Origin of the sequence: Pseudomaricurvus alkylphenolicus, assembly GCF_011683955.1 — a bacterium.
Taxonomy (GTDB): Bacteria; Pseudomonadota; Gammaproteobacteria; order Pseudomonadales; family Cellvibrionaceae; genus Pseudomaricurvus; species Pseudomaricurvus alkylphenolicus.
On sequence record NZ_JAAQPI010000006.1, the window covers coordinates 373,718 to 398,118 of the forward strand.

A 24,401-nucleotide genomic window follows, 5' to 3' on the forward strand; every position below is an offset into this window, starting at 1 on the left:
GACCTTTCCAATGAGACGACCTAGAACCCAGAATTCGGCGAGATAGTGCCGGCAAGACTTGCCTCATCGCCACCACTGAATGGTTATCCTTGGCTATGATGCGCTGTCGAGAGAGTGAGTCCGTCAATTATCGACCAGAGCTTTGTTCATTAATTGGACAAGCATAAGATCTTCGATGTTATAACGTAACACTCACGGAGAAATCGATCAATCATCCGCTTTGCAGCGACAACCAAAAGTTACAGCCAAATAGAGAGCTCGAAGAGATACTCCCTATTAATGGCTGTTCGTTCAGCCCAGGCAAAAGCTGCGCGAGGTCTAACGTCATCGGGCTGACCAGGAGCTACACGCCGAGATCGCCTAAGGCTGGGAAGGTCTCGCCAGCAAGCGCAATATGACGGATATCGTCAAAGTCAAAACAGCTTAATCATCAAAAAACAACTGGGCATCACTCAAATTCGCTTTCACCAGGGAACGAATCAATTCGACCAGCTGCCGATAAAAGCTTCTATTTGGTGAATTTTTCCTCCACGCCAATACATGGGTGCGATGCAGTTGTAGTTCTTCTATCTGACTGACACTCAATCCCTGCGGCTGATGGATCTCGGAATGAATATAGAGCGACGGCAGAAAGGCCACCCCTACCCCCATCATGACCATCTGCCTGAGGGCATCCAGACTGGTACCTTCGTAATCACGGGCAATATTCGCACCCAGCTCTTCACACACGGCTTCTACCCGATGGTAACTGCTGTGCTGACTTTCTAACGTGAGTATGTTCTGCTCTCGCAGGTGCTCGGCCTTAATCTGCTTTAACTTACCCAACTGATGCCCTTCTGGAACAACCAGATGCAGAGGCTCATGGAATAATACCTCGGAGGTCAAACGCGAGGTACCAAAAGGCAGTGGTATCAACACAAGATCCAGCCGACCTTCCAACAGATCCAACTCAAGTGTTTTTGGCATATTTTCCCGGACATAAAGTTTGAGAGATGAGTAAGTCTGATGCAGCCCAGGGAGGATATGCGGTAGCAGATATGGTCCAACTGTCGGTGATACGCCGATACGGAATGTTCCTGAAGGCCCTTGATTGATTAACGCAGCTTGGTCCAAGAGGCCATGCATTTCCTCCATGACCTGACGGGCATTAGGGAGTAACTCACGGCCGGCTGGTGTTAACTCGGTGCCACTGCGACTGCGCTCCAGCAGGGTGAGTTGCAGGGCCTTTTCCAAACTGTAGATCTGTGCCGTTAATGTCGGCTGACTGATACCCAGGCGTTCGGCTGCACCGCGGAAAGTGCCGAATTCCGCCACGCAGACGAAGTACTTCAGCTGTTTAACCGTTGGCATTTTCTGGGCCATAGAGCCATGTCCGATTGAGAGGGTGCCGTGATCATATGCGTGATAGTAAAATACTATCACCAAAACTTATAGATTTCTATAGGGCTATCAGTCTTAAAGGCGCATAGTGGCCTATTATTTAGACTAGAACGCTTGAAGAGGTGATGAGAATGGTGCGCTGCCCATGGATACGCTTTCAGCGGCTCCTGATATGAAAGGTGGGTAGGAAAGGTAAAAATGAGCCCTCGGGTACGTGAGAGGCACCTAAGACTTAAATTCGGATGTTTATTTGGCTGCATAAATATTATCAAGAATCAATGTTGATACTTAATATCAGGACTAGCTATGGTTAAATCAATTTTAGTGATCTCCGATATACGTGAAACAGATCATTGTTCATTAAGGAAGGCACACGACATTGCAATCCCGTTGGGCGATAAAATAGATGTAGTACGTTTTATAAAAGCCGGAGGGACCAGTGACTCGGAAGATATCAACCTTAATCAGCAATCAGAAATATTGAGAACTTCTCTGGATGAAATCTTTGCCGATTATGAAAACAAGGACCGGATCAGTAGCCAAGTTGTCGCTACCGATGACATCGCACAATGGGTCACAAACTACTGTAAAGACAAAGACTTTGATTTTATCGTAAAAGCAGGCCATCGCTCAGAAAGCCTGTTCCATACCCCCTGTGACTGGGAGTTAATACGCAGCCTGCAAACTCCTGTACTCATTGCCAGCCAGCAACATTGGCACAGCAAACATACGGTCCTGGCGGCATTGAATCCCACCGCAAAAGATGAAGTCCATTGCGAATTAAATAACGACATACTCAAATGGGCCAAGAAATGGACACAAACTTTCGATTGCGAACTGCACATAGTTTACAACCTTCCTGTTTCTAACGTTTTAAAAGAACTCGACATTATCGACATAAAGGAACATGCACGATCTCACCGTGCAGAAGGCGAGGAACAGGTTTCCGTTCTGCTCAAAGAACATGACCTGTCAAAAGCCAAAGTACATATTGTTGCAGGAGCGCCGGAACAGACGATTCCTCAATGCGCAAATAAGCTAAAAGCTGAACTCGTCATCATGGGAAGCATGGGAAGAAGAGGTTTGAAGCGCGTTTTAAAATCCAATACTGCTGAGAAAGTGATGCATAACTTAAGAACAGATTCGCTAATTATTGAAAGCAAGAAATAGCTTGATATACGTTTAACTTAAAGAGGGACTTTTAGTGACGACAAAGAGCGGAAAGAAAACTGTTTACTTTGCAAGCTGGATTCTGGCATTAGCTGCATTCTGGCTACTGCTGTCCGGGTATTTGAAACCGCTGCTGCTTTGCTTTGGTGTAGCATCCGTGGCGCTGGTGGTATTACTTTTGCGGCACATGGACAACATAGACAAACAACCCCAAAAGCTTCCTTTAAGCTTCGCTTTTTTTCGCTATTCCTCCTGGCTTATGGGACAAATAGTACTGTCAAGCATAGAGGTTACTAAACTCATCTGGGGAAATAGCAAAAACCTGTCTCCGGCCATAGAAAAATTACCAGTGACTAGTTCCACAGGAAGAAAACGAGTGCTTTATGCCAACTCTATCACCCTGACGCCAGGAACACTGAGTGTAGATGTTGATGATGATCACGTCACCATCCACGCGCTCAATGAAAAATCTTTAGACGTTCTGCGAGCAGGCAAGATGGCCAAGAAAATCGCAACTGTACCCGTAGCGAAAAACTAATGTTGATACTGACAGCGACTGGCATCGCAATACTCGCCGTTATGGCACTGGCATTAGCCAGGGCGCTAAAAGCAGACACAGTCTACGACCGAATTCTGGGCGTTAATATGTTTGGAACCAAAACCTCGCTGTTTATTGCTGTGATAGGTTTTCTTGGCGGTCGTCCGGATTTTCTGGATATAGCCATTGTCTATGCGCTGATCAACTTTATCGGCATGATCGCTGTACTGCGCTTTTTTGAATACACAGCTACAGATGACGCTCTGAAAATAAATTCAACCAAACAAGAGCAGTTATAGTGATTTTAGAGTCCATTAGTACAATCCTGCTTATTTTGGGCGCTTTTTTCAGCCTTACGGGCGCAATTGGTTTATTCAGATTCCCCGATTTTTTTACCCGAGTTCACGCCGCCAGCGTAACGGATTCTATCGCTACCATACTGATAATCTTTGGCTTAATACTGCGTACAGACTTTGATTTGGTAACTGTCAAGCTGCTGTTGATACTGGTTTTCTTACTATTCACGAGTCCAACTGCATCACATGCACTGGCGAAATCAGCGAGACATGGAGGGCTGTTGACGTTACCGGAAATCCGGGCAACGAAAAAAGAGGACTGCAGTTCATGACAGAGTTAATAGACCTGGTGCTACTCGGCATGCTTGCTATCACTGCATTGAGGATCATCTTCCTAAAAGATCTTTTTGCAGTAGTCATGCTGTTCGGTATATATAGTTTTCTGTCTGCATTGATCTTCGTTAACCTTGATGCAGTTGATGTGGCGTTTACGGAAGCGTCAGTGGGTGCGGGTATTTCAACAGTTCTTATGCTGGGCACATTAGCACTGACTGGACGTAAGGAAAAAACGAATAATCACACAACATTTCTCCCACTATTAGTGGTAGTCATTACAGGCGCTGCTCTTATTTACGGCACTTTGGATATGCCACCTTTCGGCGATCCCGACAACCCTGCCCAGCAGCACGTAGCGCCCCGCTATATTCAGGATTCACCGCAAGAAATTGGTTTGCCTAATATGGTTACCTCAGTTTTAGCCAGCTATCGGGGGTTCGATACATTAGGCGAAACTGCAGTTGTGTTTGCAGCAGCAATTGGCGTATTAAGCTTATTGGGGTTGCCCAAACACGAAAAGGCAGCCATTGAATCCGGATTGAAATCGCACTTGGTTCTGAGAGTTGTGGCCAAACTTATCGTCCCATTAACCCTATTGTTTGCCCTCTATGTTCAGTTCCACGGTGACTATGGACCTGGAGGCGGATTTCAGGCGGGTGTCATTGCTGCAGCAGCGATTATTCTGTATGCCCTGGTGTTTGGGTTGCCGATGGCAACCCATGTCATACAGCCAACCTTACTGAAGGCACTTGCGGCAATAGGTGTATTAATTTATGCCGGCACCGGCTTTGCCAGCTTTTTCCTTGGCGGCAATTTTCTCGACTACAATGTGTTGGCGAGCGATCCAGTAGCGGGGCAACATATTGGCATAATACTCATCGAACTCGGCGTTGGAGTGACGGTATTTGCAGCGATGCTCAGTATCTTTTATGCCTTTGCCGGTCAAGCTGAACGGGCTAACATTCAATGAGCTTTATTGTCGATTATTACAATTACTGGATTGTCGTATTTTTAATGATGGCAGGATTTTATATCGTTATCTCTGCAAACAACCTGGTCAAAAAGATTGTAGGGCTCAACATTTTTCAGACATCTGTATTTATGTTGTATATATCCATCGGCAATGTATCAGGAGGAAGTGCCCCTATTGTTGCAGATGGAATAACCCGTTACTCAAACCCATTGCCACACGTTCTTATCCTTACCGCGATAGTCGTTGGAGTGGCAACAACGTCCGTAGGTCTTGCGCTGATTGTAAGAATCAAACGAGCCTACGGAACCGTTGAAGAGAACGAGTTCGAAGATAAGGATGATCTGATTTGATGTTTGAACAACATTCTCCGGTCTTGCCTATTATTCTTCCATTGATTGCTGCCCCTATTTGTATTTTGCTCGGCAGAAGTCAGTTGGCCTGGTTGTTCGCCACATTCATCAGCGCCCTCGGCTTTGGTATTTCAATTGGCTTAATGCTGACAACGTTGGATCAAGGTGTATTGAGTTACTCCTTGGGAGGCTGGGAGCCACCCTGGGGTATTGAAGTTAGGGTTGATGCCGCCAGCGCTTTGGTTCTTTGCGTGGTAACGGGTATTTCATCACTGGTATTAGTGTACGCAAAAGAAAGCATCGCCAAAGAAATTGACAGCAGCCAACACACCCTCTACTACACCGCACATCTACTCTGTTTGGCGGGATTGTCGGGGATTTTGAGTACCGGTGATGCATTTAACCTGTTTGTATTTCTGGAAATCTCTTCTCTGGCTACCTATACGCTTGTCAGTCTCGCGTCAGACAAACGCTGCCTGACCGCCGCCTTCCGTTATCTTATTATGGGAACGATAGGCGCGACCTTCATACTCATTGGCGTGGGTATGATGTATATGAAAACGGGCACCTTAAATATGCTGGATTTGGCGGCTCGGATTTCGGAATACGACAGCAGCCGCACCCTCAATACTGGCCTGGCTTTTATCCTGGTGGGTGTCAGCATTAAATTGGCGCTGTTTCCGTTGCACATGTGGTTACCACCTGCTTACACGCACGCCCCATCGGCCGTCAGCGCGTTTTTGGCCAGTACAGCCACAAAGGTTGCTGTTTATGTGATGGTGCGCTTTATATTTACCATCTACGGTGCAGAATATGTCTTCCACACCATGGGTATGGATACCATCTTACTGGTACTGGCGATTGTCGCCATCTTCAAATGTTCTTTCATGGCGACCGTTCAAAGCAACGTAAAAACCGTACTGGCATACAGTAGCGTGGCTCAAATCGGCTATATGATTCTCGGCATCAGTCTTGTTAGTACCCTGGGGCTGACGGCAGGTTTACTGCATATTTTTAACCATGCGTTAATGAAAGGTGCGCTGTTTATGGCAGTTGGCGCAGTACTGCTACGTACTGGTTCTGTGGATATCAAGGCGTTTCAGGGTTTAGGCAAACAAATGCCCCTGACAATGGCGGCTTTCACCATTGCGGGTCTGAGTATTATCGGAGTTCCTCTTACCGCCGGATTCGTGAGCAAATGGTATTTGGTAACCGCGGCACTGGAACAGCAGGAATGGACTGTCGCATTTCTGGTACTGGCGGGTTCACTGTTGGCAATCATTTATGTTGGCAGGATTTTAGAAGCGGCTTATTTCAAAAATCCCGCAGAAGGCACTACCTATAAAGAAGCCCCCTTACTGATGTTAATTCCCTTGTGGATACTGGTATTCGCCAATATCTACTTCGGTATTGACACCTCTATGAGTGTTGGCGCGGCAGATACCGCAGCACAATGGTTAACACAGCCATCCAGTTCCCCTGCTACTGCTCTTTCGGTCAATATGGGCGGGGCGACTCAATGAACATATGGTCGGCTCTTGAACCCTCACAGCTGATTAATCTCACGATTATTGTCCCGCTGGTAGGCGCTGCACTCGTGGTGCTCTTGGGTAAGAACCCTAATCTTCGAGAATCCATCTCCATTGCCACAGCGGTAATACTGTTTACGCTGGTACTGGGTATTACCGATAATACTTTTAACCAGCTCAACATGGCGACTAGCTGGGTGGATTTTTTGCCTGGATTGAATATCGCATTCTCAGTTGAGCCTTTAGGCGTTTTGTTTGCTTTGGTAGCAAGCTTCTTATGGATTATTACTACAATTTACGCCATCGGTTATATGCGTGGTCACAATGAAGAAAACCAGACCCGCTTCTACTGCTGTTTTGCGCTGGCGATAAGCAGTGTTATGGCCATCTGCTTTTCCTCGAACCTGTTAACTCTATTTATCTTTTACGAATTACTGACATTATCTACATATCCTCTGGTTACTCATGCAGGTAATAAAAATGCAAAACGTGGTGGACGAGTATATCTCGGCATTCTGCTCAGCACGTCGATTGCCTTTCTTTTATTTGCGATACTTGCCACCTGGGTTAGTACCGGCACCTTAGAATTTACTCCCGGTGGGATTTTCACTGACGCACAGTCGAGCAGCTTGGTTTCTCTCTTATTGGTTCTCTTCTGTTATGGGGTAGGTAAAGCGGCATTAATGCCGTTTCACCGCTGGTTACCTGCCGCCATGGTGGCACCAACGCCTGTAAGTGCTTTGTTACACGCAGTTGCAGTCGTCAAGGCGGGCGTATTCAGCATCCTTAAAATTGTCATTTATATTTTTGGTATTGATAACTTAAGTCAAATATCAACAACGGATGTCATGCTTTATATCGGTGCGGCTACAGTCTTATTTTCGTCCTTTGTCGCCATGACTAAGGACAATTTAAAAGCACGATTAGCCTACTCGACAGTGAGCCAGCTGAGCTACATTGTAGTGGGTGCGCTGCTGGCATCTTCAATCGCTTTTGCCGGAGCCAGCCTGCACATAGTGACCCATGCAGTCGGAAAAATTACCTTATTCTTTTGCGCAGGTTCCATTTTTGTTACAACACACAAGAAGAATATCAGTGAGATGGCTAGCCTCGGCCGTAAAATGCCGTTAACGATGATTGCCTTTACGATTGGCGCACTGAGTATTATCGGTTTACCTCCGATGGCAGGAACCTGGAGTAAATGGTATTTGGTTGTTGGTGCTTTAGAGGCAGACAAGCTTATTATTTTGATGGTGCTTACCATCAGTTCACTGCTAAACGTCGCCTACCTGCTACCCATTCCTATACGAGCGTTTTTTACGCCTGCTGATCAACGCTCGCAATCCTGGTCGTGGTCAGAAACAAGTGAAGCACCCTGGCCAAGTTTACTTGCAATCACCGTAACCTCAGTAATGTGTTTGGTCTTGTTCTTTTACCCCCAACCCATTATTGAGTTGGTCAACTTGATACCTGGCGTATCTACCGATATCAACGGTGGGACTTAAATGAATAAAGAGCAGAACAAAACGGATTTCTTCGACAAGCCGGAAAACATCCATAAGATACTAAAGGTGTTCTACATACTATGCGCATTGCTGGTAGCAACTGACTTTTTGGTGCACAGGCACATCTATCACGACTGGGAGAAGATTCCGGCATTCTATGCAATGTATGGATTTGGGGGTTGCGTACTTCTTGTACTTATTGCCAAAGCGATGCGAAAAGTCCTGATGAAAGGGGAAGACTACTATGATAAGTAGTCTGCCCCTATTACCGCCATTTCTTCCATTGTTAATCGGCTCAATGGCGGCCATTTTCCTTCGCGGTCATATCCGCAGTGCGATAATGCTGCTGGCGCCTGTTTGGGGAGCGTTGCAGCTATCCGGGCTGGAACCCGGCATCTACTGGGCCATGGAATTCATGGGCTATCAGTTGGAGCCTGTCCGGGTAGACAAACTCAGCATAATGTTTGGCTACCTCTTCCATTTGGCGGCTTTTATCGCCATTGTATATGCATTGCATATTAAAGATACCGTTCAGCATGTAGCCGGGCTAAGTTATGCGGCTTGCGCCGTTGGTGCAGTATTTTCGGGTGATTTACTGACGTTATTTGTATTCTGGGAATTACTGGCGTTAACCTCAGTGTTATTAATCTGGGCCAGGCGTACTGAACGCGCCTATGGCGCTGGAATGCGCTATTTCATGATTAAAGTGCTATCTGGAGTATTGCTGCTGGCAGGAACGCTAATATTCATTTCTCAAACAGGTAGCGCGGTGTTTGGTGAAATTGGCTTAAAACAAGAAGGAATTCTAAATCTTGGCGCCTGGCTAATTTTCCTCGCTTTTGGCATCAAATGCGCGTTTCCATTTGTGCATAACTGGCTGACGGATGCTTATCCGGAAGCAACACCAACAGGTACCGTTTTTCTTGCTTCATTTACTACCAAAGTTGCCGTTTATGCGCTGGCAAGGGGCTTTCCGGGGACCGAATTGCTGGTGTGGATTGGTGTGACTATGGCCTGCTTCCCGATTTTTTATGCCGTCATTGAAAACGACTTACGTCGGGTATTGGCTTACAGCATGATCAATCAGGTTGGCTTTATGGTGGTTGGTATTGGTATCGGTACCTCACTTGCGCTTAATGGCGCAGTTGCCCACGCCTTTAACGATGTTATTTTTAAAGGACTGCTGATGATGACCATGGGCGCAGTTCTGCACATGACGGGCAAAATCAACGGCTCTGAGTTAGGCGGCTTATACAAAAGCATGCCGAAAACCACCGTTCTCTGTATTGTCGGGGCAGCATCCATATCGGCATTCCCACTGTTCAGCGGCTTTGTATCCAAATCCATGGTTATGAGTGCGGCAGTCGCCGAAGGGTATGATTATGTTTGGTTGGCGCTGTTATTCGCAGCAGCGGGTGTGTTCCATCACGCGGGCATCAAGATCCCCTATTTTGCATTTTTTGCCCATGACTCTGGTATCCGCACCACAGAACCACCTAAAAATATGTTAATTGCCATGGGGATTGCTGCTGTACTTTGTATCGTCATCGGAGCCTTCCCGGCACAAACCGTTTACGCCCTATTGCCCTGGAATGCCGACTATCAACCATATGATGTTACGCACGTTCTGACTCAACTGCAGTTATTATTCTTCTCTGCATTAGCCTTTGTCTGGTTAAACCTGAAGAATATGTATCCTCCAGAACTACCTTCCACCAATCTGGATGCAGACTGGCTTTACCGAAAATTAGCACCGGCTTTTATGGTGCCTGTTTACTATTCGGTTACAGGGGCAATAAATAAGACAGAACAATTGGCCAAAGAGGGAATTAAGCGGGTGATCAACAACTCTTACGACCAAGAAAAAAATCAACCTAAAGGGTATTTTGCACAGTTCTGGCCAACAGAAACCATGGTCTTTTGGGTCGCCTTTTTGCTTGCCGGCATCCTGATACTTTATTACATATGACCTGTGTAGATGGCTGCCTAAAAGCCTCAGAAAACCTGATTGATAACGTTGTAACTACGGCAAACGCTCCTGCAGCCAGCGCGCTATGTCCCGAATCTGCGGCAAACAGACTTCATGTTGCATCGGGTAGACTTTGTAATCAGGCTCAAATCCTTTTTCCTGCAGATTCTCGACAGCACGTTGGCCCAGCATCTCCGGTACCACCGGGTCTTGAGTACCGTGGGAGACAAACATCGGTAACGACTGATTGGCGGCGTTAAGCTCGATGCTGTCGCTCGTGGCAAAGTAGGTGGAGAGCGCCATTAACCCGGCCAGTTGCGCTGGGTAGCTGAGGGCGGCCTGATAGGCGACTGCACCACCCTGGGAAAATCCCGCCACGATAATACGCTGGCTGTCGATACCCCGCTCGATTTCCCGATCAATCAAGTCTGTCACCGCAGCTGCCGACTGCAGAATTTGCTGACTGTCGATTTTGCGGTCGATATCCAAACTCAAAATGTCGTACCAAGCCGGCATCACCATGCCACCATTAATGGTGACGGGAATAGAGGGCGCGTGCGGAAAGACAAACCGCACCGCCAAATCTTCGGGCAAGTTCAGCTCCGGTACTATGGGGGCAAAGTCGTCGCCGCTGGCGCCAAGGCCATGCAGCCAGATAACAGCGGCGTTCGCCGGGGTTCGTGGTTCGATTTCAACGCAGGGCAGATAATTCATTTGTTGTCTCGATGGCAGGGGATAACATCTCCATTGGCCCAGATCAGTTCGAATCCCGTAACGTGATTTCTGTGCCACTGAAAGCAGATGCCATGGTACTGCTGAAGGGACAGGAACTCAAACTGCAGCCGAGAATTTGATACTGCGCCAGCAGCTCATCGTAATGAATCGCAACTGCAAGCGATCTCCGCAATTATGAGTGGGTTATTCACTGCAACGGGTTATTTCGATTGCCAATAGCTTGCTGAAATACGAATTCGCACTCCACACGCTTCCCGCACAAAAGAAGCTCAAATCACAGCCAATTTATTTTTGTTATTAGTATTGATTCGCTTTTTCATTACCTTTAGTATTTGCTTATAATTTGAGAATTGAAAAGAGTCAACACCATGCACAAGAAGAATGTCGTCCTGTTATCCACTGTGCTGTCATCAGCCTTGCTCGCCAACGCCGTCGCAGCGGAAAACGCCAGGTATTCGGAGGAAGTTCAGATTGAGGGCCAGCATCTCTCCATGGATAAAGTCAATTCCGTGAAAGCCCCTACACCTATTATTGATATCCCCCAGAGCCTGTCGATTTTCAGTGCTGCTCAGATTGAACAGCAAGGCATCAAAAGCCTGAGGGGCATTGTCGATTACACCGTTGGCGTCAACACCTCCCAAGGTGAAGGTCACCGTGACTCTGTGGTATTCCGCGGTGTTCGCTCAACCGCCGACTTCTTTATCGACGGTGTCCGCGATGACGTTCAATACTACCGCCCGCTGTACAATGTGGAGCAGGTTGAGATCCTGCGTGGTCCCAATGCGCTGTTGTTCGGTCGCGGCGGTACCGGCGGTGTTCTGAACCGCGTTTCCAAGAAAGGCCAGATCGGTGAAGACTTTACCGACTACAAGGCTTCCGTGGACACCCACGGTGAGTACGAAGTGCAGGTCGATTCCAATGTCGCTATCAGTGAAAATGTGGCGTTCCGACTGAATGCCTATTATGGAGATCTGGAAAACCACCGTGATTTCTTCGATGGCGACCAGTATGGCATCAACCCTACCCTGCGTATCCAACTGAGTCCCGAAACCACCCTGGATCTGTTCTACGAATATGTCGATCACGAGCGTTTTGTTGATCGCGGCATTCCGACCGGTGCCGATGGCAGGCCGGTAGACGCCCTGGACGATATTGTCTTCGGCGATGCCAAACTGAACAAGACCGATATTACAGCTCACGTATTTCGCGCGGCGCTGCAGCACGAATTTTCCGAAAGTCTGAAGGGAACTTTCAGTGCTTTCCATGGTGACTACGAGAAGTCCTACCAGAACTTTTACGCCTCTGCCTATAACGAGGCAAACTCGCCCGATGAAGTGACCCTGGATGGTTATCTCGACACCACTGATCGTCAAAACACGATCTTGTCGGCGAATCTGATCAAGGAATTTACCACTGGCGGTATGGAGCATACGCTGCTGTTTGGCGGTGAATACATTGACACTTCTTCAGATCAGGACCGATACAATGCCGTCTGGACTCCGGACAGCAACAACGACTCCGACACGGAGATCTTCCCCATCAGCAGCCGCATTATCAGCGGAGGCACTGCGGTCAATACCTCAGGCGTAGTTACCGGCAACAGCTTCGCCACTGATCTGAACGACGACACGCGCGTGGATATCGAAGTGCAGTCGCTCTATATCCAGGACCAGATCAAAGTCACCCCCTGGATGGATATTGTTTTGGGTGCGCGTTTTGACAGTTTTGAAATCGACGTATTCAATGTCAAGACCGACGAGAGACGCAGCCGCAAAGACGAAGAAGTGTCTCCCCGCGCCGGCGTTATCATTAAGCCCATGGACAACCTGTCCATCTACGCCAGCTACAGCGAGTCCTTCCTGCCTCGCAGTGGCGAGCAGTATGCGAACATCAATGGCGACAATGACAAGTTGGACCCGGACACCTTTGAAAGCACCGAGATTGGCGTCAAGTGGGACATCACTTCAACCCTGAGCCTGACGACCGCCTACTTCGAAAATGAGCAAACCCGCGCTGACCGTGATAACGACACCGGTGAACAGTTTGAAGTTCGTGGCTTGGAAGTTGAAGGATTTGAGATTCAGGTTCAGGGCCAGATTAACGACCGTCTGTATTTCACCGGTGGCTACAGTTACCTGGAGGGGGAAACCGGATCCGGACAGGAACCGCGAGAACTGCCGGAAAACATGGCATTTTTGTGGAGCAACTACGAGTTCACAGACCGCTTCGGTGCCGGCATCGGCATTACCTATCAGGACGAATCTTTGATCTCCGATGGTTCCCTTCAAAAACTGCCAAGCTACACCCGCGTCGATGTTGCCGCCTACTACGATTTGTCTGAAAAGGTACGTCTGCAGCTGAACATCGAAAACCTGACCGATGAGGACTACTACCCGAACGCGCATAGCAAGCACCAGGTGACTGTGGGCGCTCCCCTGACAGCCCTCTTCTCTGTGAACGGCAGCTTCTGAACCCCAGCGTTTGATCGGTCAGGAAGTTCGACCGCTGAAAGGCGCGAGAGAAATCTCGCGCCTTCTTATTGGATATTCCGGAAATGTGCAGACTATCAAGGCAAAGCTCGCAGAGGGTGTTAAGAACGCCACTGTGAATCGTTTGCTGGAAGTGATTCGAGCTATTTTGAAGAAGGCACGGACGGACTGGAAGTGGATCGACAAAGCCACCACCTACATTCCAATGCTGCCGGAACCCAAGCGGCGCGTACGCTGGTTAACGCATGAGGAAGCTGATCGCTTGCTCGAGGAATTACGTTTCACCCTGGCTACCGGCCTGCGTGAAGCCAATGTCACACAGCTCCAGTGGTCCCAGGTGGATATGAACCGGTCTTGTCCAAATCTCCATAGACGATTAGCACAAATCTAGTACAGTCCTGATTTCCCAACCCAGCCATAGCACCCTCACACTATCGCCATACACATACCTTTGATCTTGACTGAAGACCTGTATTCTGACTATATTTGGCTCCCCACGGAGATGCCTATGAAACTATCAGATCACATTAAACCAATCAGTTACTTGAAGGCACATGCCGCAGAAGTCATACGCAACCTATCTGTTCAGAGGGAACCCATGGTCATCACCCAAAATGGTGAGGCCAAAGCTGTGATACAGGATGTTAAGAGCTATGAACAGACGCAGGAAACTATGGCGCTGCTGAAAATACTGGCGCTGGGCACACGCCAGATCGAAGAAGGTAAGGTTCAGCCTGCCGATGATGCTGTTGAGCGGCTTCGCAACCGAAGCAAAAAACGCTGATGAGTTACCAAGCATTTCTGACCGATGACGCAGCCTTTGATCTAGGGGAATTATACGAATATATCGAATATCACGACGCACCCGATAAGGCTGATTACGTTCTCGAAAAATTGAGGAGGCCTTTTTGAGTCTGTCTGAAAATCCAGACCGAGGCGCTTTCCCCGAGGAACTCTTGGCAGTTGGTTTACGTGAATACCGGGAGATGTATTTCAAACCCTACCGCATTATTTACCGTGTAATTACCGACAACGTTTATGTAATGGTGGTTGCCGATGGTCGCCATGATATGCAAACACTGCTAGAGCGCCGCTTGCTGAAAGCATAAGCTTTGTAACCACTCAATAAATCCCGTCTTACAATTCATTGTCTCTCAAATAATTCCATCACCAGGTATGCATAAATTCGACCATGTGTGGTGCGAGATCCTAATATTTAAACAAGATCACCGCATTACAAATTTGGCGTGGTTCAGAAACAGGTGGCTTTGAGTTTCAATTGATGAGTTTTTACCCGCCTCTGCCGGCCTGGACACAAATGTCGATGAATATTCATCGATACGGTTTAGGCGGCGCGCTGAAACCGTTGGTAACCCAACATCTCTAGCCAATGCGGGTGAGGTTTGCCTGAAAAGATCTCAGCTGGTGACTTACCTCTTCTCTCGATTCTAGCACTGCGAACAAGCGGGCTGTGGTTCATAAAAAATCGAAGCAAATCCAGATACCCGAACCGATTTCCTAACGATGTCTGATATGTACTCGCACCCTGCCGTTAAAGTTCTCCACCATGGATCTGGTTCTTTCTGTTCTATCCATGGCCTCAACGACCGTGTCTTCGATCTCATCAAAGTAACCGCCCAACGATTCCTAAAGGGACAATGTGGCCGTTAGAAGTGGTACCCCGGTTTGAACCGCGTCAGCTTTCGAGACAGCAAGATTGGCTCAGAGATTTCCAAATTCACGTCATAAATATGCAGAAAACAAATAGTTGCCATTGATACTTTCCATTGGGTATTTGATTCAGCTTTGTCAGATAATACCGCTGGTAATACTCTCGATTATAACTTGGCACGTATGTCCGAAGCTCTTGAAAATGAGGTTCGAATTATCGATAGTCAAGAGGTGCCAGTAGGTATTGGTGAGTCGGGGCTACGCCAGTGGCTGTGGCAATTGGTAATACGGTGCTAAAACCGCGGAACGACGACAGCATCTACCTTTAAACCGATTGCCGCACCACTGAAAACCTCCGCAAATAGAGTTAAAAAGCGTATTATGCAAACTACCGAGTTAGAAGTCCTAACTGCCGCTCTCGCAGGTGTGGAGCGCGGTGCTCAAGTAACACTGGTGTCAGTGGTGCAAACCTGGGGCACCTCGCCTCGCCCAGTGGGCTCGTTGTTGGTTGCTAGTTCAGATGGTCATTTTGCCGGTTCCGTTTCCGGCGGTTGTGTGGAGGACGATCTTTTGCAGCAGCTATTCGAGAAGCCCCCAACAAAGATACAATTAGTCAAATACGGTGAGACAGCCGAGGAACGCAATCGTTTTGGCCTACCCTGTGGTGGCACCTTACAACTGTTATTGGAACCACTTACAGATGCCACCGAACTGCGACTAATCATCGAGGCCATTCATCAGCGTCAAACTTTAGTGCGCACTGTCTGTCTCAAATCCGGTCGAAGCGCTATTCAGGATCAGCGAGCCAGCGGCACACGTAATGCTGACACGCATAAACCAAGCCTAATTGTAGATCCAGATGGTAAACCTCATAGCTGGACTACCTACTTGGGACCACTCTGGCAACTGTTGATTGTCGGAGCCGGGCAAACCTCAAAGTATCTTGCGCAGATGGCTGCCGGTTTGGGCTACCGAGTGCTTATCAGCGATCCTCGACCGGAGTACCGCCAAGACTGGGACAACGAACACGGCGAACTGTTAGATGGATATCCTGACGACGTAGTGGCTGCGCTTAAACCCGATCCTCGCACAGCAATCGTCACTCTTACCCATGATCCCAAGTTAGATGATCTCGCCATTATGGAGGCAGTGCGTACCAACGCTTTCTATGTGGGTGCGCTCGGCTCGGTTCGTACCAGTCAAAATCGTCGCCAACGTCTGAAGCAGCATTTCTCTTACACGGACGATGAATTGAATCGGCTACACGCTCCAGTCGGCCTGACTATTGGAAGTAAAACTCCACCGGAAATTGCACTAGCAGTATTAGTAGAGCTGACGGCGATCAGAAATGGAGTAAAAAAAATCGCGTGGGAAGGACCTTGCTACACCCTACAATAGCACTTCTCTGACGACCCAATTTCCGTGGCAATGGGTAAACCATTCGCGGATTACCCGTTATTGGGTGCAACAATAGCTATCGCTATAAAATCCAACTCATGCTACACCGCGCATTGACCAGTACCCAGTTATTCGGCTCGGTTAATAGAAAATAGGCGTTAGTTCCAGTCGAATTACGGCCCTACTCCGGAAGAATGCTGACAAGAACCGTAGACAACTATCCGAATTTCCACATAACCGATATTGATGTGACGCATACTCAGACAGTTTCTACTCGATGTTCTGACAAGGTGTATTGACGACTATCCACAGCACCAATTTTGAGTATTGCAACTATCGCTTTCCCCTGCAATCCAGTTGGAAATAGAATTACGGTTAATAGATTTTCTACGATAATTAACTCATAGATCGATATTTCGATGTACTCTTGGATCAACGATGGCAGTGGAATACATAGTTTACGGCGCGGATCATTCCTATTACACCGGTAAAGTCCGTGCGTATATGCGCTATAAGGGACTGAATTGGGAAGAGCGCACCGCCACCCAGGAGGTTTATAAGTCGATAATTCTACCTAAAATTGGTGCGCCTATTGTACCGGTGTTAGAAACGGCTGATGGGGAATACATTCAAGATACTACCGACATCATTGACTTCCTTGAACCTCGCCATCCGGCTGGGAGCGTTTGCCCGGCGGGCCCGGTACAGCGTTTGGTAGCCCTTTTGTTTGAACTCTACGGAGATGAGTGGCTAGTTATTCCTGCCATGCACTACCGCTGGAGCGTTATTGACCAGCAGCGCGAGTTCATTTTGAAAGAGTTCGGCCGCATGAGTAATCCGAACGGCAGTGAGGAAGAACAAATCGCTATCGGCGAGAAAACTTCGAAGGGGTTTAGCAGGATGCTACCGGCGTTGGGAATTAGTGAAGCAACTATTCCCGCCATAGAAGCAGTGTACCTAGAGTTTCTAGACCAGCTCGACAAGCATTTTGAGCAACACAATTTCCTGTTGGGTTCCCGCCCAAGCATAGGTGATTTTGGTTTCATCGGACCCCTCTATGCCCATTTAGCGAGGGACCCGGTACCGAAAGCTATCATGCAAGAGCGCGCGCCGAATGTGTTCGCCTGGGTAGAGCGTATGAACAACCCGAATCCGTTGTCCGGTGAATTTCTGGCTGATGATGAGGTCCCAGAAACGCTACTGCCGATCCTGAAAACCCAAATGAAAGATCAACTACCCGATGTACTTGATGCGGTAGCTAAAAATGCTGCGTGGTTAGAGGCAAACCCCGGTGGCAATATCCCTCGCTTCCTGGGTATGCATTCATTCACTACGGGAGACGCCAGCGGCGAACGAGTAATTAGCAGCTTTGCACAATGGATGTATCAGAGGGCTTACATACATTATCAAAGCCTTCAGGGGCAAGATAGGGAGGCTGCTGATCAATTTCTAAAAGCCGTGGGGGGTTATGAGTCATTGAGTACACCTATGCCCAAAAGGTTAGAAAGAAAAGCAGGTCAATTGGAGTTGGTTGAGGCCGATTCTTAGGAGCTAGGAGCTTGCTTCCATGTGGCGCAATAATCCTTTTTGCTCGACTTGCCCTTAAGTTGTGCAGGCGCACCGAATGAGTTCGCTTAGATGCTATTTCAACTAAAGTAGTCTATTACGGGGTTGGGGCGCCGCGATACCGCCTGAGCTCAGCCAGCAGCCAGTGTTGTGAGGGAATTGCTCCAGTGCCCGGGCACTTAACCGTGTAGGGCTTTTTTGAAAACGTGCTCTGCGAGGCACTCAACGCGATAAAGGCCTCGGCAGTGTCAATGTCACGCTTATAGTAGTCGAACTTCTTTCGTATATGGCTGACGGCATCTTTTGCGGCGTGTTCACTGCCGTTTCTGATAAAGGTGCAATCGGAGGCAGCGACAAAGTCCAACAGATGAGCGATATCTCTTTTGGTATTGTCTGCTACCACCCCTTGCGTCAGCAACAAGGTGGCTATCAGCAGAATTGGTTTTATCTTTCCCAACAGCATTACTCCCCATCTGACAATAGATACAGCGCAAGATCTAGCCGTTGCATTTTATTGAGCAAGAACTCTGGCATGGTCGTATTGTGAGCATGGATAAAAATATCAGCCTCCAGTAACCGACGCCAACACCGGCAGATATTCCCGCCACCAGGCATAGGTCTCGCCGGGGTTGGTAATCGACACCGCCTCGCCAAATACTGGTGTGATCAATTGTACCTTGTGCTGCTGCGCCAGTGTATCAATGGACTCCAAAGGGTCGAACCAGTTGTGCCGGGCCAGGTTAAAGGTACTATTGTGAATCGGCAGCATGGCTTTGCCCTGTAAATCCAGGTGCGCCTGCAAGCTCTCTTCCGGCATCATATGTAAATCAGCCCAGGCAGCATTATAAGCCCCGTTCTCAATCATTGTGATATCAAAAGGACCAAACCGCTCCCCAATTTCCTTGAAACCGTTAAAATAGCCAGTATCACCGCTGAAAAACAGTTTCCCCTGCTGCCCTTCGATTACCCAACTCGCCCACAAAGTCTGGTCTCGGTCTAACAAACCGCGGCCGGAAAAGTGCTGGGCCGGCGTGGCCGTGAGCGTGAGGCTACCCAGTTGTTTGTGCTGCCACCAGTCCAACTCGACAATTTTATTCTCCTCGATACCCCAGCGACGCAGATGATCGCCAACGCGCAGCGGGGTCAGGAAATACTCTATCTTGTCAGCCAGGGCTTTAATCGAGGCTTTATCCAAGTGATCATAGTGATCGTGGCTAATAATCACTGCCTTGATTGACGGTAAAGCGTCGATTTCAATAGGTGTTGGATGAAATCGTTTAGGGCCGATCCACTGCACCGGAGAAGCTCGCTCGCTGAATATCGGGTCGGTTAAGATGTAGTCACCGTCCAATCGTATCAGCATCGTGGAGTGTCCCAGGCGGTAAAGCACGGGCTGGAAGTTCTCGTGCAAATCTCTTATCGGAATAGGTCGCAAAGGCAAGGGCTCCTGGGGTACGGGTACGCGCTGTTCTGTGGTAAGCCAGGATCGGAGAATGCCACTGGATTCTTCTTTGTTCTTGATTTCAGTAATCACAAACCGAGGTTCCCGGTAAATGGTGCTACAGCCAACAGACAACAACACTGCGGCGATCAAGGTGCCAATAAGACCCCTGGTCAAGCGTTTGATCATTGGTTGTTTCCCCTTAGGCAGACACGTCCACTCACAGCTTCCAGTTACCTACCTCTTCCACGCTTCTTCGGTAAGCTGGTAAACAATACCAGAATAGAGCTGCCCCTAGTGGATAGAAGATTGCATTAACAGTAGCGATCGAATAGTTGAGTGACTGATCATCCTGAAATAAAAAGTCTGTAAACGCTGCTAAGATACTCGTGCCGACCGCCATTCCCAGTATGTTGGTTACAAAGATATAGATAGCTGTCGTTTGACCGCGTAGCTGATTTGGCGTAATGATCTGGAAGCTCACGGCAATTACACCAAGATAGGTCATCCCCAGGAACACCGTAGGCCATAGTAGGCCAATGGTGGCGTCGGCGCTCCCCAAAAGCGGCGCCACCGTCGAAGGCACTGCGGCTGCCAGTGAAGTATAGAGTATGGTACGCACGTAGGCATCCTTGTGCCCCCGACGTTCCAACTTGGCAGCTAACCATGGGCCAAACATCACGCCTAAGGTAGCCGCCACCAAATATATCATTCCGAAAGCAGATCCAGCTTCACTCTTGGACAATCCATAGTTTCTGGTCAACATCTCCGGATACCACGCCGCACTGCCATAGCTGGCAATTGAAATGCAGGAAGAGCCAATAAATAGCGGCCCATATACACGTTTCCGTTGCCACAAGAAGCCAAGAGCTTGCTTCAACGAGAATCCGGCTTCCATAGTAGAGGATACTTTCGATACCGCCACCCCCTTACGCTCGGGTTCAGGAATCAGACCTAGAAAAAGGCAGAGTAAGAATCCAGGAACACCCACCGCAACAAACGTCGCCTGCCATGGTTCCAAAGTACCCAAAAAGGGAACGGATAGCTGAGGCGTGCTATTGAAGTAATCGTAAAGAGCACCGCCGATGACCAACGCCAAACCACCTCCAACAGTGACGCCCACTTTATAAAAAGAAAGCGCGTAACCCAATAAATTCGGACGAAAGCTGTCCGTGATGATGGAATACGCTGAAGGAGTTAGTCCTGCTTCACCAACTCCCACCGCCATACGCGCCAAAAAGAGTTGAGAGTAGGATTTCGAAACACCGCAAATAACAGTAGCAAGACTCCAGCTGAAAACAGAACCCATAATAATCACCCGTCTCGAATACCGATCAGCCATACGTCCGAGCGGCAATCCGGCGATCGTGTAGATGACGGCGAATCCAGCCCCTTGCAATAGACTGAACTGAAAGTCGCTTATTCCAAATTGGTCACGAATGGGACCAACCAGCAATGACAAAACCTGCCGATCGAGAAAGGACAAAACATAGGCAGTGAATAATAGCCCTAGCGAAAGCCCTGCAACTCCTAACGGAGGGTAGCCGTCATTAGGGACGGTAATTTCTGATGTATCTGCGGTACAAGTCGTTACTTCCGACATAATTATTCGCTCTATTTCTATTGTTTTAAGCTAATGAAAACAATCCTATCAATTCTCAATCAGAGATGGGTTTAGCTGAATATTCAGCAATAAAAAGCTCCGGAAAGCCCCCACATCGGAAGAGGCTTATCGCTACCAAGACGATTACAGCTAACGTGAGTAACGGAGTATAGTACATCTATTTTCCTTCATAAATATTGGATGTCGAGTCGCTTACGGAACAATCCAGCACCGGACTAATGCGTGTGAATCAATTATATCGCCACCCACCGTTAATAGCAGAAATAGGCGTGATCACCCTCTCTCGCCGCTATAGCGCTACAAAATAACACCAAGGACAAAATAGTCGTTTGTCGGCTCCAGTTACTCGTTAACCGCGAAAAGAGTAGCATACGGTGTAGGCCAGTCCTGGCGACACCTCCAATTCTTCACCCGTCAGATACAGATTAAGCCTTATTGGCATGATCAACGTGTTTGATAATTTGACGATTCCACCGCATGACTATCCACGGTATTCATTAATTCCAAATTGTGGTGTTTATCGGTATCAATATCCTCCAATGCTCTGATTGAGTGCATCTAGAAAATGTTTGAACTCACTTTTTTCATGCCAGGTCGCAGCATCTGGCATTCATAAAACTGTCCGAATTTCACCTCGTAAGTCCTCCGTTATCAATTGAGAGAGCCAATTTACCCCTACCCTCTGGGAAGAAAAAATGTATTTCACGAATAACCTCTATCTATGACGTTAATATGCTGCACATAGTCCAGAGCATATTATCCAAAGAAAAGCAATTTGATTCAGTGGGCTCGTTCGCGTCTTCAGCGCCCACCAGCCCTACCCAGACAGATCCGGTCTTTCGCCGCAGTCATTGCCTTTCTCCTAGACTAGGCGCCACCGGGGCTTGGCATTTGTATAACACTCAAATCAATCATCTCCGAAACGATTGACTAATACGACAATAGATGATGGCCATTCGATTTATGGATAAACTGATTCTTAACTTAGGATCTGAAGTCCCTTCTTATCGGATATCCCTTGGTAGAAATAGCTGTCATCTACGAAATAGATATTCGATCGATTTTAATTGTTCTCAGTGTGCATTACTCTAACACCTGAGTACATAATTTCTCATCAGCGAGGTCGTTTTCGTGAACTATTGCAGTCAATGTGGAAATCCTGTCATTGAAAAAATACCTGCAGGTGACAATCGTGAGCGATTTGTTTGCTTGGGATGTGGAATAGTTCATTACAGCAATCCCAATATTATCACTGGCTGCCTGGTGACCCATGATGACAGCGTTTTGCTTTGCCAACGATCAATTAGTCCTCAGAAAGGATTGTGGACATTGCCCGCTGGCTTCATGGAAAACAATGAAACTGTTGCAGAGGGCGCGATCAGAGAAACATTGGAGGAAACCCGGGCAAACGTATCCATCGAAGGAATTTATAGCTTGTACGACATTCCACATATCTCACAGCTATACATATTCCATCGAGCAGAACTAGTAAGCCATTCATTCGAACCCGGAGAGGAAACATCAGATGTACGATTATTTAGAGAGTGTGAAGTCCCGTGGGACGAACTGGCCTTTTCCATCATTGGTGACACACTCAGACATTACTTCTCTGATCGTCACTCAAAAGAATTTCCAGTTAGAACAAAAACTTGTTTTGATCGATTATAGGACGGCCAGCTTAAGAAGAGTTGCTCCACCGAAAACAATCGATTAACCATAAAACTTGTTGGTGATTTGTATGATCAGCCTGATATCCAGAATGATAGTCCGTAGCGAGAAAGTAAGAGAATTCGAAGAGCTTTCCAAAAAGCAGATATCTATCGTAGAGAATAAGTCTTTCGGAATACTCCAATATACTCTTCATAGATCTCACAAAGATCCGTGTCAATACACCTCGATCCAGTGCTTTTCTGACAGAGCGGCTTTAAAGAATTACGCCAACTCTTCAGTGATCGATCAGAGGCGCAAACAGTTCGATGAGTTCTTCGTCGTTACTCCAGCAATTGAAATATGTGACTTGATAGTACGCCATAAATGATTTCGAGACTCTATCGCAATACCAGAAACGCCTTTATTGAGAATTCAGTCAACTATTGGAAGCGGGCTATTTTCCGGTTCTACGGCACAACCCCAGCGGAACCTGAATCTTCAAGGATCCGAGCCGTATTTTCTGTGCTAAGATACCGACTGATGGGTGTATAGCATAATCCAGAGGGGGTAACCTACTAACATCTAAGTAGACCTTCAGCGCCGCATTCTCAACAACATACTCTTCTCAACAAGGCCTTAATCGTTTCTACCCCTTCTGGTAAGTCTTCCATCATTCCAAGTGTTTCAGCGGCTACCACAATGTCGCTTGCAATAGCGTCCAATTCACTAATATCTCTACCGGCAGCAGAAATGGTCGTCGGCAGACCTAATTCCCAAGCCAACTTCTCCAGGAAGTCCCCGGCTCTAGTTATGTACTCAAGGGGGGTATCCGTATTATTCTTGATTCCCATCGCATTGTCGATTCGAACTTGAGCTTCGATAGTCGAAGTTGCCAGCAGCCTCATTATCGTTGGCAGCAAAACGCAGGACATAACTCCATGAGATATATCCAAAGCAGATTCAATTTGATGGCCAAGAAAGCGACTGAGACTCCTGCCCTTTGCGCCAATATCAGATGTCGACATCCAGGCGCTGATTTGGCATGCTGCCCGCGCTTCCAAGGAATTCTCCCCGCGGGCTCTAGGAAGCTCCCGAGTCAGGACAGAAATGGCTTCCAAAGCAAGCGTATCGACATAGGGGTGCGGTTGGTGCGACCAAACGGCCTCCATGGCATAAGCAAGCGCCTGAAAACCCGTCGCCAACCAGAGCTCATCAGGTGTATACAAGGTTAGGACAGGATCGAGAATAACCGCTTTAGGTGCTGCCCACATATCCGGCAACCATCGGATGGTATCCGTCGCCCCCTCCATGCGACCTACCTCCGGTGTAAACTCTCCCGCAGACAAAGTTGTTGGTAGGACTATTTGGGGAATCGGCTCTTTGGCGGAATCGATGTCTTGACGACCGGTAGCAAGTTTAACAGTGTCAAGAACGCTATTACCTCCAACTGCGATGATGCAATCAACTGCTGAAACAGTTAGCACCTCATTAAGGGCATTAATGTCATCTTCCGGTGAATACTGTCCACAACTGGAAAAAACTGTAATGTCATCGTAACCAATGGTTTTACTCAGGTGATCTACTAAGGGGGTTCTTGTCGCCACACTATTGGATGTTGCGATAATCGGCCGACTAACGCCAAGGTGCCTAAGAATCCGAGGAAGCTCTCCGGCGCTACCTACCCCGGAAACGATGCGTTCCGGCGAAACTGGCCGATAGATCTGTAGACCCCCATAGTATGTACGGTACAAGGTTAACCCCTCCTTCATGAAGCCAAGTAA

24 protein-coding genes are annotated in these 24,401 nt (G+C 47.9%); 18 read left to right on the top strand and 6 right to left on the bottom strand.

Features of this window, described 5'->3' with window-relative positions; translation table 11 throughout:
- Positions 1–423: 423 nt before the first annotated feature.
- Positions 424–1,362, bottom strand: coding sequence for a hydrogen peroxide-inducible genes activator (locus HBA55_RS17685; RefSeq protein ID WP_166994122.1), 939 nt, complete (start codon positions 1,360–1,362; stop codon positions 424–426).
- 324 nt (positions 1,363–1,686) lie between these two features.
- Here HBA55_RS17685 and HBA55_RS17690 point away from each other — a divergent pair, with 324 nt between their 5' ends.
- From HBA55_RS17690 to HBA55_RS17735, 10 genes are read left to right on the top strand one after another with little or no spacing between them, the layout of a single operon-like run.
- Positions 1,687–2,550 (top strand): universal stress protein, encoded by an 864-nt coding sequence (locus HBA55_RS17690; protein ID WP_166994124.1) that lies wholly within the window; start codon positions 1,687–1,689, stop codon positions 2,548–2,550.
- A 34-nt stretch (positions 2,551–2,584) separates the two neighbouring features.
- Positions 2,585–3,088 (top strand): Na+/H+ antiporter subunit E, encoded by a 504-nt coding sequence (locus HBA55_RS17695; RefSeq protein WP_166994126.1) that lies wholly within the window; start codon positions 2,585–2,587, stop codon positions 3,086–3,088.
- Positions 3,088–3,387, top strand: a complete 300-nt coding sequence (locus HBA55_RS17700; protein WP_166994128.1) for an MrpF/PhaF family protein — start codon at positions 3,088–3,090, stop codon at positions 3,385–3,387. Before HBA55_RS17695 ends, HBA55_RS17700 begins: the two co-directional genes overlap by 1 nt.
- Positions 3,387–3,716, top strand: a complete 330-nt coding sequence (gene mnhG, locus HBA55_RS17705) for a monovalent cation/H(+) antiporter subunit G (RefSeq protein WP_338109423.1) — start codon at positions 3,387–3,389, stop codon at positions 3,714–3,716. The genes HBA55_RS17700 and mnhG overlap by 1 nt, the downstream gene beginning before the upstream one ends.
- Positions 3,713–4,690 carry a DUF4040 domain-containing protein gene (locus HBA55_RS17710; RefSeq protein ID WP_166994130.1) on the top strand — a complete coding sequence of 326 codons (978 nt, stop codon included), beginning with the start codon at positions 3,713–3,715 and terminating at the stop codon, positions 4,688–4,690. The genes mnhG and HBA55_RS17710 overlap by 4 nt, the downstream gene beginning before the upstream one ends.
- Positions 4,687–5,043, top strand: a complete 357-nt coding sequence (locus HBA55_RS17715) for a cation:proton antiporter subunit C (RefSeq protein WP_166994132.1) — start codon at positions 4,687–4,689, stop codon at positions 5,041–5,043. Before HBA55_RS17710 ends, HBA55_RS17715 begins: the two co-directional genes overlap by 4 nt.
- Positions 5,043–6,566, top strand: coding sequence for a monovalent cation/H+ antiporter subunit D family protein (locus HBA55_RS17720; protein WP_166994134.1), 1,524 nt, complete (start codon positions 5,043–5,045; stop codon positions 6,564–6,566). Before HBA55_RS17715 ends, HBA55_RS17720 begins: the two co-directional genes overlap by 1 nt.
- Positions 6,563–8,077: a monovalent cation/H+ antiporter subunit D family protein gene (locus HBA55_RS17725; RefSeq protein WP_166994136.1), complete on the top strand. Its 1,515-nt coding sequence runs from the start codon at positions 6,563–6,565 to the stop codon at positions 8,075–8,077. The genes HBA55_RS17720 and HBA55_RS17725 overlap by 4 nt, the downstream gene beginning before the upstream one ends.
- Positions 8,078–8,332, top strand: a complete 255-nt coding sequence (locus tag HBA55_RS17730; protein WP_166994138.1) for a hypothetical protein — start codon at positions 8,078–8,080, stop codon at positions 8,330–8,332.
- The gene (locus HBA55_RS17735) at positions 8,322–10,046 is read left to right on the top strand and encodes a Na(+)/H(+) antiporter subunit D (RefSeq protein WP_166994140.1); all 1,725 of its coding nucleotides are present in this window, start codon (positions 8,322–8,324) and stop codon (positions 10,044–10,046) included. The genes HBA55_RS17730 and HBA55_RS17735 overlap by 11 nt, the downstream gene beginning before the upstream one ends.
- 54 nt (positions 10,047–10,100) lie before the next feature.
- Here HBA55_RS17735 and HBA55_RS17740 read toward each other — a convergent pair whose 3' ends face one another.
- Positions 10,101–10,760, bottom strand: a complete 660-nt coding sequence (locus tag HBA55_RS17740) for an alpha/beta hydrolase (protein WP_166994142.1) — start codon at positions 10,758–10,760, stop codon at positions 10,101–10,103.
- 389 nt (positions 10,761–11,149) lie between these two features.
- Here HBA55_RS17740 and HBA55_RS17745 point away from each other — a divergent pair, with 389 nt between their 5' ends.
- From HBA55_RS17745 to HBA55_RS17770, 6 genes are all read left to right on the top strand, one after another.
- On the top strand, positions 11,150–13,252 hold the full coding sequence (locus tag HBA55_RS17745; protein ID WP_166994144.1) for a TonB-dependent receptor: 2,103 nt from the start codon (positions 11,150–11,152) through the stop codon (positions 13,250–13,252).
- 85 nt (positions 13,253–13,337) lie between these two features.
- Entirely contained in the window at positions 13,338–13,661 is a 324-nt protein-coding gene (locus HBA55_RS17750; protein ID WP_166994147.1) for a site-specific integrase, read from the top strand.
- 117 nt (positions 13,662–13,778) lie between these two features.
- Complete coding sequence (locus tag HBA55_RS17755; protein WP_166994150.1) at positions 13,779–14,054, top strand: type II toxin-antitoxin system Phd/YefM family antitoxin; 276 nt, start codon at positions 13,779–13,781, stop codon at positions 14,052–14,054.
- Positions 14,055–14,178: 124 nt separating this feature from the next.
- Positions 14,179–14,379, top strand: a complete 201-nt coding sequence (locus HBA55_RS37230; protein ID WP_206019839.1) for a type II toxin-antitoxin system RelE/ParE family toxin — start codon at positions 14,179–14,181, stop codon at positions 14,377–14,379.
- A 943-nt stretch (positions 14,380–15,322) separates the two neighbouring features.
- Positions 15,323–16,339 carry an XdhC family protein gene (locus HBA55_RS17765; RefSeq protein WP_166994152.1) on the top strand — a complete coding sequence of 339 codons (1,017 nt, stop codon included), beginning with the start codon at positions 15,323–15,325 and terminating at the stop codon, positions 16,337–16,339.
- A 438-nt stretch (positions 16,340–16,777) separates the two neighbouring features.
- Entirely contained in the window at positions 16,778–17,887 is a 1,110-nt protein-coding gene (locus HBA55_RS17770; RefSeq protein ID WP_166994154.1) for a glutathione S-transferase family protein, read from the top strand.
- 115 nt (positions 17,888–18,002) lie between these two features.
- Here HBA55_RS17770 and HBA55_RS17775 read toward each other — a convergent pair whose 3' ends face one another.
- From HBA55_RS17775 to HBA55_RS17785, 3 genes are all read right to left on the bottom strand, one after another.
- Entirely contained in the window at positions 18,003–18,362 is a 360-nt protein-coding gene (locus HBA55_RS17775; RefSeq protein ID WP_206019840.1) for a DUF5329 family protein, read from the bottom strand.
- Positions 18,363–18,467: 105 nt separating this feature from the next.
- The gene (locus HBA55_RS17780) at positions 18,468–19,535 is read right to left on the bottom strand and encodes an MBL fold metallo-hydrolase (RefSeq protein ID WP_166994158.1); all 1,068 of its coding nucleotides are present in this window, start codon (positions 19,533–19,535) and stop codon (positions 18,468–18,470) included.
- 31 nt (positions 19,536–19,566) lie between these two features.
- Positions 19,567–20,949 (bottom strand): spinster family MFS transporter, encoded by a 1,383-nt coding sequence (locus HBA55_RS17785; protein WP_166994160.1) that lies wholly within the window; start codon positions 20,947–20,949, stop codon positions 19,567–19,569.
- Between the two features lie 1,152 nt (positions 20,950–22,101).
- Here HBA55_RS17785 and HBA55_RS17790 point away from each other — a divergent pair.
- A complete protein-coding gene (locus HBA55_RS17790; protein ID WP_166994162.1) occupies positions 22,102–22,638 on the top strand; it encodes a zinc ribbon domain-containing protein in 537 nt (178 codons plus the stop codon).
- 70 nt (positions 22,639–22,708) lie between these two features.
- Complete coding sequence (locus tag HBA55_RS38210; protein ID WP_166994164.1) at positions 22,709–23,008, top strand: putative quinol monooxygenase; 300 nt, start codon at positions 22,709–22,711, stop codon at positions 23,006–23,008.
- 220 nt (positions 23,009–23,228) lie between these two features.
- Here the strand turns inward: HBA55_RS38210 and HBA55_RS17800 are convergent, their stop codons facing one another.
- Positions 23,229–24,389 (bottom strand): iron-containing alcohol dehydrogenase, encoded by a 1,161-nt coding sequence (locus tag HBA55_RS17800; protein WP_240946139.1) that lies wholly within the window; start codon positions 24,387–24,389, stop codon positions 23,229–23,231.
- Positions 24,390–24,401: the final 12 nt, after the last annotated feature.